We start from the raw sequence: 14,583 nt of genomic DNA, 5'->3' as shown, positions 1-14,583 counted from the left end.
ACGTAAAGGGTATAACAAAAAACATTCTCAATTAAAAATAGCAAGTTACATTCTAGATTATAATAATTATTATTTACTAATGAGAATAGATTTGTTATACTTTTAATGAACAAAGGCAAAATCAATTATAAAATCTTAAATAGAGGTGACTTAATTATGCTAAGTAAAGACTTGTTAGAAGCACTTAATGATCAAATGAACCATGAATATTTCGCAGCTCATGCTTATATGGCAATGGCAGCTTATTGCGATGATGCTTCATATGAAGGTTTCGCTAACTTCTATATCCAACAAGCTAAAGAAGAACGTTTCCACGGTAAAAAAATCTATGATTATATCAATGATCGTGGTGAACATGCTGAATTTAAATCAATACCAGCGCCTAAAACTGAATTTAAATCTATCCTTGAAACATTTAAAGATGGATTAGCACAGGAACAAGATGTTACTCGTCGTTTTTACAATTTATCTGAAATAGCTCAAAAAGATAAAGACTATGCTACGATTTCTTTCTTAAACTGGTTCTTAGATGAGCAAGTTGAAGAAGAATCAACATTTGAAACACATATTGATTATTTAAATCGTATTGGTGATGACTGCAATACTTTATATTTATATGAAAAAGAATTAGCAGCTCGTTCATTTGATGAAGAATAACTTTTATCTCAAGGTTTAATTGTGATTGAGACAAACTATTTTTATTGCTTGCCTAGTACATTGTAACTAACTAACATGCACAAAAAGGTATAATGCTAGTTATTCTCAAGACTCATAAATATTAATGGAGTGGATAATGAATTCGAAATGAATTCATTTCTACTCTTTTTTTATTTTATGAATGCAACATTCTGGAAATAAATTTATATTTTTAGCTAAAATAAAAGAATCAATACTTGAAAGGACAGTGTTAGGAATGGAAAATGCCTTTATAGCATTAGACTTCGAAACTGCAAATGGTAAACGTACAAGTATCTGTTCAGTTGGTATGGTCAAAGTAGTTAACAATGAGATTGTGGAATCTTTTTATACTTTAGTTAACCCTTTTGATTATTTCTCTCAGACGAATATTGAGGTTCACGGTATTACACCTGAAGACGTGAATGAAGCTCCCAGTTTTGAATATGTATTCCCTTATATGATGCAATTTATTGGTAAATTACCTGTTGTTGCTCACAATGCTGCTTTTGATATGAATGTACTTCATCAAAGTTTAAAACAGTTAAATATAGAAACACCCTCCATGATTTACTTCTGTTCATATCAACTTGCTAAACGTACAATTGATGCATATCGCTACGGACTAAAACATTTAATGAAACATTATAAATTAGATTTTCACGGTCATCATGATGCACTCAACGATGCTAAAGCTTGTGCAATGATTACGTTTAGATTATTAAAACACTATGACAATTTACAAAGTATGCTCCAAATTTATGGCAAAAATTTAAAAGATAAAGGTTAACCCACATAAATTGCAATTATTGGTTTAGTTTAATTGCTAATATCATCATGAACCTTTATCTTTCTATAAAATCATAAATCGTCATATTCTCATATGTTGACTGTTCTAAATTGCCAACCGTTACACCGATTAACCTTATTGGAACATCAGGATCCTTCAAATCGTTATACAAATCATAAGCTACGTTATATATATCAATATCTCTACTTACTGCCTTTCTCAAACTTCTTTGTTTGGAAAATGTTTCATATTGATACGTTTTTAATTTAACTGTTACGGTACTACCTGATTTTTGTAACTTAGATAGACGTTCTGCAGTCTTGCCAGATAATTCCCATATTTTTTGTAAAATTTCTTCATCATCATTCACATCAGTTGAAAATGTTCGTTCAGTACCCACGGATTTACGCACTCTCGTTGCTTTTACTTCACTATGATCAATTCCTCGAGCTTTAAGATATAAGCCACGACCTCTTTTTCCGAACCAACGTAATAATTCAAATTCAGTTTTATCATACAAATCTTTACCTGTATATATATCATGGTTATGCATGACTTTTTTCGATGCTTTACCCACACCTGGAAAGTCACCAATATCAAGATTCATTAAAATATCGTTTACATTATTATAATCGATAACCTTCATGCCATTAGGCTTATTCATACCACTTGCTAATTTTGCTAAAAATTTATTATACGATATACCTGCAGAAGAAGTTAATCCAGTTTGTTCAAATATATCGCGTCGAATAAACATTGCGATTTTAGATGCAGACAAGTCAGGTCTAACAAGGTGAGTAATATCTAAATACGCTTCATCCAATGACATAGGTTCTACAATATCTGTATAACTTTTAAATATAGACATTATAACGGCAGAGGCTTCTCTATAAGCGTCAAATCTTGCTCTTACATAATATCCATTAGGACATAATTTATGTGCTTGAGACATTGGCATTGCAGAATGAACCCCATATTTTCTAGCCTCGTAAGAAGCAGTAGAAACCACACCACGAGTACTTGCCTTACCACCTACAATTACAGGTTTACCTTTTAATTTAGGGTTATCTCGCATTTCTACTTGTGCAAAAAAGTAATCCATATCTATATGAATAATCCTTCTTTCAGCCATCGTCTCACCTCTTTTAAAATAAACCAAAATAAAATAAGCCTCAATATAATTATAATGTGACTAGCAACAAAACTCATGAAATGTGCACATAAATAATTATATTGAGACTCACAATTTATTCAAGTTCGTCATTAGCTTGTATAGGTCTTTGATGATACATAATTAAACCTTCATCTGATGGATGTACATATTCAAATTTATTAGTAAATGTAATACCTACTAAATATAAATCAATTAAGCAATATCCAATATGTATACTTAACATAATAATAATTGAGGAGTATGTGTAAATACTGAATATAAACATTAATACTCCTGTTAATATAAACATTGGAGCTAGCATTATTGTGCAATATTGCCATTTATTAAAATATTTTTTGGAAATATGTACTAATAAAAAACCTTTTTTATATTTAAAATGAGGCTGTTCTCCTTTTGAACAGATAAAAAATGAAATTCTATGAATCAGTTCATGTAGTCCTAAAATAACTATAAAACCTAAAATACCATATAATAAGTTAGCTAAAAATGTTTGTTCATGAATGGTTGTAAACATGAATGCCCATTTATAAGTAAACACTATCATAAATAAAATTACTACTAATTGAGTTGCCATAAATTTAGGTAAGTTGATTCTATTTGGAGAAAAATCAATTTTCTGCACAATAATGACCTCCAATCTCTGTTAATTTTCAATCATAGTATATACAGTCGATGTTAAGAAAAAAACCTTTTTTATAAGATTTAATGCTCTGTAACCATTTCTTAATATTTGTATTAAAATTTTACGTTTAAGATTTTCTTTCAAATAATGCAACTGTCTCTACATGTATTGTTTGAGGAAACATATCGACTGGTGTAATTTCTTGCAATTCATATTGTGAATCTAATATTTGAGCATCTCTTTGTTGCGTAGATGGATTACAAGAAATGTAGACAATACGCTTAGGATTTAGTTTAAGCAGTGTTTGTAAGAAAGTTTCATCGCACCCTTTTCTCGGGGGATCTACCATAACAACATCTGGTTTGATACCTTGTTGTTTCCATTTTATAATGACTTCTTCTGCCTTTCCACAGACAAAAGTTGTATTTTCAAATCCATTTAAAGTCGCATTTTGTTGTGCATCTTTAATCGCTGACGGCACGACCTCAACACCATAAACATGTTTCGCTACTGACGCCATATATAAACCTATCGTACCAATACCGCAATATGTATCAAGAACTGTTTCTTCACCTGTCAATTGCGCATACTCTATTGCTTTTTGATATAATTTTTCAGTTTGAGAAGAATTTATTTGATAGAATGATTGGTCACTTATCTTAAATGTAGTATCACTAAGTTGATCAGCAATCTTATCTTTGCCGTATAACGTTACAGACTGTTGCCCCATAATTACATTGGAATGACTATTATTAATATTTTGTTTAATGCTAGCTATGTTAGGAAAAGTTTCTTTTAATTTTTCAACTAAAATTGAAGCTTGCTGGAAATTTTTACCATTTGTTACAAAAACGACCATCTTATCATCAGAATAATAGCCTGTGCGAATAACTAAATGTCTTAAAAGTCCTTTTTTTGTACTCTCATTATAAACACTAATATCGTAATCAATAATCCATTGTTTGACGTGATTCATAATATCTTGGTGTATATCATCTTGAATTAAGCAACTATCCATATCTATAATATCGTGACTTCTTTGTCGATAATATCCTATAATTGCTTTTCCATCTCTATCTTTACCAATTGGCAACTGTGATTTATTTCTGTAATGCCAAGGATGATTCATACCGATAGTTTTGTTAATGATTGTATTACTAAATTGTGCTTTTCTATGGAATAAGTTGGTAATTTGTGACTGCTTCATAGCCAATTGGGCATCATACGTCATATGTTGCAATTGACAACCACCACACTTCCAATAGTATTTACATGGCGGTTCCACGCGTTGTTCACTTGGTTTAATAACTTGAAGAAGTTTACCAATAGCAAAATTTTTCTTTACTTTTATAATTTTATATTTAATCACCTCACCAATTAACGCATTTGGCACAAATATCGGATAACGGTCGATTTTAATGACGCCATGCCCTTCATGTGTTAAATCAACAACGTTACCTTGTTTCATTTCATTTTTAATTATGGTTTCCATTATTTCACCCCACATAAAAAGAGGTTAGAGTAGTTTAATCTTGGTTTTGTTTTTCATACCTAAGACATCAAAACTATTGCTCAACCTCTTCAACTGTATAATTTACTCTGATATTTCATTGTTTTTAATAATTTCTTCATTCGATGGCTTCTCTTCAATAATACCATCTTCGACTTGTTGATCTTCAGTTAATTCCTCATTATATATATCTTTTGGCGTACATACTTCGATATGTCTTTTTAAATTCAAGAAATTAGCTGGTAATTTACCACCATATTCACCATCTACATTCAATTGCATTTCAGTAAAGGATGAGATATTAATTGATTTAGCTTTCTCATAAATAACCTTTGGATGTTTAATGTGTTCTCCGCGAGATGCTAAGGTCATGATGTGCCCTAGTTCAGCAAGGTTAGCCTTTTCTACAATAATTAATGTAAAATGCCCGTCATCTAACTTAGCATCTGGAACTAATTTCTCAAATCCTGCCATTGAGTTTGTCAGTCCCAATAAGAATAATAATGCCTCACCTTGAAAAACTTGATTATCATATTCTATACGCAAATCTACAGCTTTCATCTGAGGTAACATTTCAAATCCTTTAATATAATACGCAAAGGGACCTACAATTGACTTTAATCGACTTGGCGTCTCATAAGAAACTTGAGTTAATTGACCACCAGCTGCTAAATTGATGAAATAACGATTATTCATTTTTCCTATATCCACTTTAGTCGTGTGATCATCAATAATAACATCAACAGCGCCCATAATATCACTTGGTAAGTGCAAGGCTCTACCGAAATCATTCACTGTCCCCATAGGGATGATACCTAATTTAGGGCGATTGGGCTGTTCAGCTATGCCATTAACAACTTCATTAAGTGTGCCATCTCCACCAGCTGCTATAATAATATCATAATCTCTTTTAAGTGCACGTTCAGCTTCAAGCGTTGCATCGCCTTCACGCTCAGTTGCATAAGCACTTGTCTCATACCCGGCACGTTCTAATTTAATTAAAACATCTGGTAAAGTTCTTTTAAAAAGTTCCTTTCCAGAAGTTGGATTATAAATGATTCTTGCACGTTTTCTCATAAATTATCCCTCATCTTTTTATACATATTCTTATATTAAATGATTTATAAGAGAGTTGGAAGTATTTAAATCAATAATCTTTAAAATACATTTATTACACTATATACAATTAAATAATCATAGCAGTTATAACATTAAAAATAATTGAACTAAAAACACCACACACCAAAATTAAAAGGCTTGTTCCCTAACCATGATAGGAAACAAACCTTAAATGATGCTTTAGTTCATTATGTTTAAATCTTTAATTAACGTTTATTTAATTCTTGTTTTAATATTTGGTTTACTTTTTGAGGATTAGCTTGGCCTTTAGATGCTTTCATAATTTGACCAACTAAGAAGCCCATTGCTTTCCCTTTACCATTTTTATAATCTTCAACAGATTGAGGGTTATTATCTAAAGCTTCAGTGACGAATTTAGTTAAAGTAGCTTCATCAGAAATTTGAACTAAACCTTTATCTTCCATAATTTGTTTAGCATCGCCACCATTTTCAGCTAATTCTGGGAAAACTTTTTTAGCGATTTTACTACTCATCGTACCATCTTCAATAAGTTTAATCATACCAGCAAGGTTTTCTGGTGTTAATTTAGTATCTTGTAACTCAACTTGGTTTTTATTTAAATATTCATTAACGCCACCCATTAACCAGTTTGAAGTTAACTTAACGTCTGCACCTTTTTCAATAGCACCTTCAAAGAAATCAGACATCTCTTTAGTAAGTGTTAATACGTGCGCATCGTATTCAGGTAAACCTAAATCATTTACATATTTAGCTTTACGCTCATCTGGTAATTCAGGGATTGTTTGACGTACACGCTCTTTCCATTCTTCATCTACGTATAAAGGTACAATATCAGGTTCAGGGAAGTAACGGTAGTCATCTGAGCCCTCTTTAACACGCATAAGAATTGTTTTACCAGTTGATTCATCAAAGCGGCGTGTCTCTTGTCCAATTGTACCACCGTTTAATAATTCTTCTTCTTGGCGTTTTTCTTCGTACTCTAAACCTTTTCTAACATAGTTAAATGAATTTAGGTTTTTCAATTCAGTTTTTGTACCAAATTCTTCTTGTCCATAAGGACGTAATGAAATATTGGCATCACAACGTAATGAGCCTTCTTCCATTTTACAGTCTGATACACCTGTATATTGAATAATTGAACGTAATTTTTCTAAGTAAGCATAAGCTTCTTTAGGAGATCTAATATCTGGTTCAGATACAATTTCAATTAATGGTGTACCTTGACGGTTTAAGTCTACTAAAGAGTATCCATCTTTATGTGTTGATTTACCAGCATCTTCTTCCATGTGAAGACGTGTGATTCCAATACGTTTTGTTTCACCATCTACTTCAATATCAATATAACCATTTTCACCAATTGGTTGATCAAATTGAGAAATTTGATAAGCTTTAGGATTATCTGGATAGAAATAGTTTTTACGGTCAAATTTAGAATTTGTAGCGATATCCATATTTAAAGCCATTGATGCACGCATAGCCCAGTCTACAGCACGTCTATTAACAACCGGTAATACACCAGGATATGCTAAATCAATAACATTTGTATTTGAGTTAGGTTCAGCTCCAAAATGTGCTGGTGATGGAGAGAACATTTTTGAGTCTGTTTTTAGCTCAACGTGAACTTCAAGTCCGATAACTGTTTCAAAATGCATTATTTCCACTCCTTATAATTTTTCATATGCGTCATGTAAATTGAATTGTGTTTCATATTGATATGCCACACGATATAACGTCTTTTCATCAAAAGGTTTACCGATAAATTGTAAGCCAATTGGTCTACCGTTTGATTGCCCACAAGGAACAGAAATACCTGGTAAACCAGCTAAGTTAACAGGTGTAGTTAATAAGTCATTAGCATACATAGTTAAAGGATCATCGATTTCATCACCTAAGTTAAACGCAGTAGTTGGTGCAGTTGGACCTACAACAACATCATAGTTTTCAAAAACTTTATCAAAGTCATTCTTGATTAATGTTCTAACTTTTTGTGATTTTTTATAGTAAGCATCATAATAACCAGAACTTAATGCAAATGTACCTAGGAAGATACGACGCTTAACTTCAGCACCAAATCCTTCTGATCTAGACATTTTATATAATTCTTCTAATGATTGGGCTTCTTTTGAATGGTAGCCATAACGTATACCATCAAAGCGAGCTAAGTTCGCTGATGCTTCTGATGACGCGATAACATAATATGATGGAATACCATATTTCGTATTTGGAAGTGATACTTCATCAACTTCTGCACCTAGAGATTTAAGTGTTTCAACTGCATTCTTAACAGCTTCTTTAACATCATCATTGATACCTTCACCTAAATATTCTTTTGGTAAAGCAACTTTTAAGCCTTTAATGTCTTTACCAATTTCTGAAGTAAAGTCAACATCTTCAACTGGTGCACTTGTAGAATCATTTCTATCAACACCTGAAATTGTCTCTAGAACGATAGCGTTATCTTTAACATTTCTTGTAATTGGACCAATTTGGTCTAATGAAGATGCAAAAGCAACTAAACCGAAACGTGATACACGCCCATAAGTTGGTTTCATACCCACTACACCACAATATGCTGCTGGTTGTCGAATTGAACCACCAGTATCTGAACCTAGACTGAATGGTACTAAACCTGCAGCAACTGCTGCTGCTGAACCACCTGACGAACCACCTGGAACAGCTGTATGATCGAATGGGTTAACAGTTTGTTTGAAATATGATGTTTCAGTAGAACCACCCATAGCAAATTCATCCATGTTTAGTTTACCGATTAGAATCGCATTTTCATCATGTAGTTTGTTCATTACAGTAGATTCATAGATTGGAACAAAACCTTCTAACATTTTACTAGCACATGTTGTTTCCACATCTTTAGTAATGATGTTGTCCTTAATTCCCATAGGAATACCAAACAATTTACCTTCCATTTGGCCTTTTGCTTGTAATTCATCTAATTCTTTTGCTTTTTTAATAGCATTATCTTTATCTAGTGCTAAAAATGATTTAATAGTAGGATCCGTTTCTTCAATTGCATCATAGATGTCTTTGACAACTTCTGAAGGCTTAATCTCATTGTTTTTAATCATTTCTGATAATTTTTCAACTGATTCATAACGAATACTCATCTTAAGCTTCCTCCTCATTCATGATAGATGGTACTTTAAATTGACCATTTTCTGTCTCTTTAGCATTTTTTAATGCAAGTTCTTGAGGAATGCCCTCGATTGCTTCATCATCTCGTAACACATTTTGTAAATCTAATACATGATAAGTTGGTTCAATACCTTCTGTATCTGCTGTGTCATTTTGTTTAGCAAAATCTAAGATACTTTCAAGTGTATTAGCCATTTCTTCAGTTTCTTCTTCAGAAATTTGAAGTCTTGCTAAATGTGCTATATGTTCAACCTCTTCACGTGTAACTTTAGTCATTTATTAAAAGCCTCCTTATTACTCATTCATCATAAAATTGTATCAAATTTTCACTTAAAAATCTAAATATTTATTGAGACAACATAACTTCATGACATTATTGATGATTAATTCATAGGTAAGTAATTAATAAATGCTTTACAAATAATGTAACTCAATTATTAATTTAACGATAATAATGACCTAAATTTTATATCAAAAATATTTATAATCTTTAATATGCATGTTACGTATAATAAAATCAATAAACATTTTTACATTTTGAAAACGCTTACTATCTTGCTTTAAAAGTGTTTATTTTTTTAAAAATTAAAATTTACACTTCTCTAAACCATTCACAACATTGTATAATATTACATGTAACTAAATTATTTGAAAAAATTACATACTCATGTAATTGAAATTTACCAATGTTTATAAGTCATCTAAATCTTCATATCATATAAAAAAAGGGGGTATTTCTTTATGCTTATTTTAGGAGCAAGCTTGTCTAGTCAAGTTAATACCAATTGGCAAACATACATAATGATTGCGATTTATTTTATTATTTTACTTATCATTGGATATTATGGCTACAAACAAGCTACAGGTAATTTAAGTGATTATATGCTTGGTGGACGTAGTATCGGCCCATATATCACAGCTTTATCTGCAGGTGCATCAGATATGAGTGGCTGGATGATAATGGAGCTACCAGGTTCAGTCTATAGTACTGGTTTATCAGCAATATGGATAACAATTGGTCTCACATTAGGTGCATATGTTAACTATCTAGTAGTTGCACCAAGGTTGAGAGTTTATACTGAAGTGGCAGGTGATGCAATCACCCTTCCAGATTTCTTTAAAAATCGACTTAACGATAAAGAAAATATTATTAAAATTATTTCTGGTTTAATAATAGTTATATTCTTTACTCTATATACGCACTCTGGGTTTGTATCAGGTGGTAAACTATTTGAAAGCGCGTTTGGACTAAATTATCATTTTGGATTAATTTTAGTTGCAGTTATCGTTATCGCTTATACTTTCTTCGGAGGATATTTAGCTGTATCTATAACTGATTTCTTCCAAGGTGTAATCATGTTAATTGCAATGGTTATGGTCCCTATTGTTGCAATGTTACAACTTAATGGTTGGGATACGTTTTCTCGAGTTGCTGAAATGAAACCAACAAATATGGATTTATTTAGAGGCACAACCTTCCTAGGTATTGTTTCATTATTTGCATGGGGTCTAGGTTATTTTGGACAACCTCATATCATCGTTAGATTTATGTCTATTAAGTCACATAAAATGCTACCTAAAGCTCGCCGTTTAGGTATAAGTTGGATGACTGTAGGTTTACTTGGTGCTGTAGGCGTAGGATTAACTGGTATCGCATTCATTCCAGATAATCATATTAAGATGGATGATCCTGAGACACTATTCATCATTATGAGTCAAATTCTATTTCATCCTTTAGTAGGCGGGTTCTTATTGGCTGCCATTCTTGCAGCTATCATGAGCACAATCTCATCACAACTATTAGTAACATCAAGTTCATTAACTGAAGACTTTTATAAATTAATACGTGGTGAAGAGCGTGCGAAAACACATCAAAAAGAATTCGTGTTAGTTGGTAGATTGTCGGTATTAGTTGTGGCAATTGTAGCAATTGCGATTGCTTGGTCTCCAAATGATACAATTCTTAACTTAGTTGGTAACGCATGGGCAGGCTTTGGAGCTTCTTTCAGTCCGTTAGTATTATTCTCACTTTATTGGAAAAAGCTAACACGAGCTGGTGCTATCAGCGGTATGGTAGCAGGTGCCCTTGTGGTAATTATATGGATTGCTTGGATAAAACCTTTAGCGGGTATAAATGAAATTTTCGGAATGTATGAAATTATTCCAGGATTCATCGTTAGTGTCATCGTTACATATGTTGTGAGTTTATTGACTCAAAATCCAGGTGACTTTGTTGAAAGAGATATTGAAAAAGTTAAATCTATTGTTCGTGAAAAATAATAATATTAAACAAAAACTACGGATAACCCAATTTGTAGGCGTTATCCGTAGTTTTTATGTTAATTATTATAAATATGAACTTGAGGCTCTTTATCTTCTTTAGATTTACTAATTAAAGCTCTTGGTGTATTTCCGTCTTTAATTCGAATTTCATAGCTATCGATGTTGTCAAAATATTTTCTAGCTTGTTCTGTAACATATTGAGTAATACCAATCGTTTCAGCTTGACTATAATAATCAATAGGTAAATCTATAGTTAATTGTGTTGGTTTTTTACCGTCAAATTTAACTTTACCTACTGCTTGAGTGAAGTTAGTAAAGTAATATTGTAGGTTGTCGTTGAATTGTTTAAAATTATTATTCAAATTTTCATTGTATTTTTTTGCTGTTGAAGATGGTAATAATGCTGACACTTGATCAATTTTTTTCCATTTATTAATTTTAGTTTGATCATCATCAACTGTAGTATTAGCAATAAATTCTCCCGGTGTAATTGAATTTAGATCGGATTGTTTATAAATCGCAAAATGAATAGGAATATCTTTTAAATCATCATTGGCTCTCAATCTTGTTAAGATTTCTGAAGCCATTTGTTTACCTTGTTTTTCAATTTCCTTATCATCAAGTTCTTTGCTATAAGTCTCTCCATCTTTCTCTTTCTGATAATAATAAACACTATTCATGGCTAGGCCAATTGTCATACCTTTAATATTTTTTCCTTTTGTATCCCCACTATCGTAAAAATCTTGTTCAAGAATATTAGATAAATAAGCTGGAGATTGTTCTGCGATTTTTTCTGGATCATCCTCACCTTTGTGTGATGGATTTAATCCTAAATTCTCACTAGCTTTATTGGATTCTTTCTCTTTTTCACTCATTTTATCTATTTCTTTTTTAGTGTATTTGGAATTTAAATAACTATTAAGAGTATCTTTATCTAGATATTGTCCGTCTTGATAAAGGTAATCATCAGTTGGAAATACACCTTTGCTTAGTGTCAATAAACCACTTTCGAAATCGTCACCATTGTAACTATTTGCCATGTTATCTTGTAATACACCACGGGCCTTACTTTCTTTGAATGGCAAAATCGTGCGGTAATTATCACCTTGTACGTTTTTATCTGTTGCTATTGTTTTCACATTATTTGAGTCAGTTTTAGTTTCTTGTTTATTCACAGATTGGTTATTTTTATTATCATTGTTATTGCCACATGCCGTTAACAACACAATCGACGTTATAATTAAGAATAGGGTCCGCTTCATTGCCGTTCTCCTCTAACTTGATATTTCATTTTGTTTAGCCACGAATTGCTCTTCTGTCCAAATTTCAGTATCAAACTTTTCTGCCTTAGTTAATTTAGAACCTGCATCTTCACCAGCAATTACTAAATCTGTTTTTTTAGTTACACTACTTGTAACTTTTGCGCCTTGTAATTCTAACCAGGCAGATGCTTCTTTTCTTGTCAGTTGTTGTAATTTACCTGTTAAAACAATTGTTTTATCTTTAAAATCAGGGTGCCCTTCTATATCAGAAGTTTTAATTCCATTATAAACCATATTGACATTTTTATATTTTAATTTTTCAATTAATGCTTTAATATCTTCATTTTCTAAATATGTCACAACAGATTGAGCTAACTTATCTCCAATATCATGAATATTAATAAGTTCTTCTTCAGTTACTTCAAGTAGTCTATCCATTGTTTCGTATTTTTCAGCTAGAACTTGACTTGCTTTAACTCCTAGATGACGTATTCCTAAACCAAATAATAGATGCTCTAGAGAGTTGGCTTTAGCATCTTCAATCGCTTTTAGTAGATTTTCAACTTTTTTGGAACCCATACGCTCTAAAGGTAATAAATCGTCTTCCGTTAGGTAGAAGATGTCGGCCACATCTTTAATCACATTGTGATGATAGAGTTGTTGTATAATTTTAGTTCCTAAGCCATCAATATTCATGGCTTGACGTGATACAAAGTGAATCAGCCCCTCTACAAGTTGAGCCTGACACTTTGGATTTATACAACGTAATGCAACCTCCCCTTCAATTCTTACCAACTCATGGTCACAACTCGGACAATGTGTTGGCATTGAATACGGTAATGTACCTTCAGGTCGGCGTTCCGTAATACTTTTCATTACTTCTGGAATTATATCGCCAGCTTTTTTAACTACTACACTATCCCCAATTCTGATATCTCTCTCATGTATTAAATCTTCATTATGTAAAGAAGCTCTAGATACAGTTGTCCCAGCAACTCTTACAGGATCAAGAATCGCAGTTGGTGTTACAACACCTGTTCTACCAATACTTAACTCAATATCTTGTAATGTTGTTACCACTTCTTCGGCAGGAAACTTATATGCAATCGCCCATCTTGGAGATTTCTGAGTGTATCCCATTTCATCTTGTTGTTCAATGTCATTCACTTTTATAACGATGCCATCAATATCATAGGATAATTGTTCACGTTGTTTTGTCCATTTCTCAATATATTCTAATACACCTTCAATATCACCCACGCGCATACGTTCATGATTTGTCTTAAATCCTAAACGATCTAATTCATCCAACGCACCACTCTGAGTAGTTGCATCAAAATCTGTGAAATCATTAACACTATATAAGAATACACTTAATTTACGTTTAGCTGCCAATTTGGGATCAAGTTGCCTTAACGATCCCGCTGCTGCGTTTCGTGGATTAGCGAATGGTTGTTCTTCATTCTTTTCTTTTTCTTCATTTAGTCTTATAAAAGAACTACGAGGCATGTAAGCTTCGCCACGAACTTCAAAACTTAATGGTTCATTAATCTTTAATGGAATAGCATGAATGGTGCGTAAATTTTCAGTTATATCTTCACCTGTAGTACCATCCCCTCGAGTTAAACCTTGAACGAAGCGACCTTCTACATATTTAAGGGACACAGCTAATCCATCAATTTTCAATTCACACATATATTCAACACTACCGACTTGTTCACGAATACGTTGATCAAAACGACGTAATTCTTGTTCATTGAAAGCATTACCTAAACTTAACATTGGTGTATCATGATTGACTTTTTCGAAAGAAGATTGCACCTCCCCTCCTACACGTACAGTAGGAGAATCAGGTGACTTAAATTCTGGATGTGCCTCTTCTATATCTATTAATTCTCTTAATAATTTATCGTATTCACTATCTGGCACTGAAGGATTATCTTGCACATAATATTCATAACCATATTGATTTAATAAATCATGTAATTCATTCACACGACTTTGGATATTGTCCAT

12 protein-coding genes are annotated in these 14,583 nt (G+C 32.3%); 3 read left to right on the top strand and 9 right to left on the bottom strand.

Features of this window, described 5'->3' with window-relative positions; translation table 11 throughout:
* The first annotated feature begins 156 nt into the window (after positions 1 to 156).
* Together ftnA and BDW31_RS07085 are read left to right on the top strand one after the other, a co-directional pair.
* On the top strand, positions 157 to 657 hold the full coding sequence (gene ftnA, locus BDW31_RS07090) for an H-type ferritin FtnA (protein ID WP_011275365.1): 501 nt from the start codon (positions 157 to 159) through the stop codon (positions 655 to 657).
* A 256-nt stretch (positions 658 to 913) separates the two neighbouring features.
* A complete protein-coding gene (locus BDW31_RS07085; protein WP_110709445.1) occupies positions 914 to 1,465 on the top strand; it encodes a 3'-5' exonuclease in 552 nt (183 codons plus the stop codon).
* A gap of 55 nt (positions 1,466 to 1,520) precedes the next feature.
* Here BDW31_RS07085 and dinB read toward each other — a convergent pair whose 3' ends face one another.
* From dinB to gatC, 7 genes are all read right to left on the bottom strand, one after another.
* Positions 1,521 to 2,597 (bottom strand): DNA polymerase IV, encoded by a 1,077-nt coding sequence (gene dinB / locus BDW31_RS07080; RefSeq protein ID WP_037551143.1) that lies wholly within the window; start codon positions 2,595 to 2,597, stop codon positions 1,521 to 1,523.
* A 115-nt stretch (positions 2,598 to 2,712) separates the two neighbouring features.
* Positions 2,713 to 3,261, bottom strand: coding sequence for a DUF3267 domain-containing protein (locus BDW31_RS07075; RefSeq protein WP_037551145.1), 549 nt, complete (start codon positions 3,259 to 3,261; stop codon positions 2,713 to 2,715).
* Positions 3,262 to 3,388: 127 nt separating this feature from the next.
* Positions 3,389 to 4,753 (bottom strand): 23S rRNA (uracil(1939)-C(5))-methyltransferase RlmD, encoded by a 1,365-nt coding sequence (gene rlmD / locus BDW31_RS07070; protein ID WP_110709443.1) that lies wholly within the window; start codon positions 4,751 to 4,753, stop codon positions 3,389 to 3,391.
* A 102-nt stretch (positions 4,754 to 4,855) separates the two neighbouring features.
* Positions 4,856 to 5,848 carry a diacylglycerol kinase gene (locus BDW31_RS07065; protein ID WP_037537988.1) on the bottom strand — a complete coding sequence of 331 codons (993 nt, stop codon included), beginning with the start codon at positions 5,846 to 5,848 and terminating at the stop codon, positions 4,856 to 4,858.
* Between the two features lie 248 nt (positions 5,849 to 6,096).
* Positions 6,097 to 7,524 (bottom strand): Asp-tRNA(Asn)/Glu-tRNA(Gln) amidotransferase subunit GatB, encoded by a 1,428-nt coding sequence (gene gatB, locus BDW31_RS07060; RefSeq protein WP_053025090.1) that lies wholly within the window; start codon positions 7,522 to 7,524, stop codon positions 6,097 to 6,099.
* Between the two features lie 12 nt (positions 7,525 to 7,536).
* The gene (gene gatA, locus BDW31_RS07055; protein WP_037551153.1) at positions 7,537 to 8,994 is read right to left on the bottom strand and encodes an Asp-tRNA(Asn)/Glu-tRNA(Gln) amidotransferase subunit GatA; all 1,458 of its coding nucleotides are present in this window, start codon (positions 8,992 to 8,994) and stop codon (positions 7,537 to 7,539) included.
* A gap of 1 nt (position 8,995) precedes the next feature.
* Complete coding sequence (gene gatC, locus BDW31_RS07050; RefSeq protein WP_037551155.1) at positions 8,996 to 9,298, bottom strand: Asp-tRNA(Asn)/Glu-tRNA(Gln) amidotransferase subunit GatC; 303 nt, start codon at positions 9,296 to 9,298, stop codon at positions 8,996 to 8,998.
* Between the two features lie 465 nt (positions 9,299 to 9,763).
* Between gatC and putP the strand changes: the two genes are divergently transcribed.
* On the top strand, positions 9,764 to 11,302 hold the full coding sequence (gene putP, locus BDW31_RS07045) for a sodium/proline symporter PutP (RefSeq protein WP_110709440.1): 1,539 nt from the start codon (positions 9,764 to 9,766) through the stop codon (positions 11,300 to 11,302).
* Positions 11,303 to 11,361: 59 nt separating this feature from the next.
* On the opposite strand, the gene BDW31_RS07040 is transcribed toward putP, so the two are convergent.
* Positions 11,362 to 12,567: a CamS family sex pheromone protein gene (locus tag BDW31_RS07040; RefSeq protein ID WP_110709438.1), complete on the bottom strand. Its 1,206-nt coding sequence runs from the start codon at positions 12,565 to 12,567 to the stop codon at positions 11,362 to 11,364.
* 12 nt (positions 12,568 to 12,579) lie between these two features.
* Positions 12,580 to 14,583, bottom strand: coding sequence for an NAD-dependent DNA ligase LigA (gene ligA / locus BDW31_RS07035; RefSeq protein ID WP_110709436.1), 2,004 nt, complete (start codon positions 14,581 to 14,583; stop codon positions 12,580 to 12,582).

Origin of the sequence: Staphylococcus sp. AtHG25, assembly GCF_003217445.1 — a bacterium.
In the GTDB taxonomy this organism is placed as follows: Bacteria; Bacillota; Bacilli; order Staphylococcales; family Staphylococcaceae; genus Staphylococcus; species Staphylococcus haemolyticus.
The sequence above is the reverse complement of the archived record's forward strand: the minus strand, read 5'-3'. Positions and strand labels throughout refer to the sequence as shown.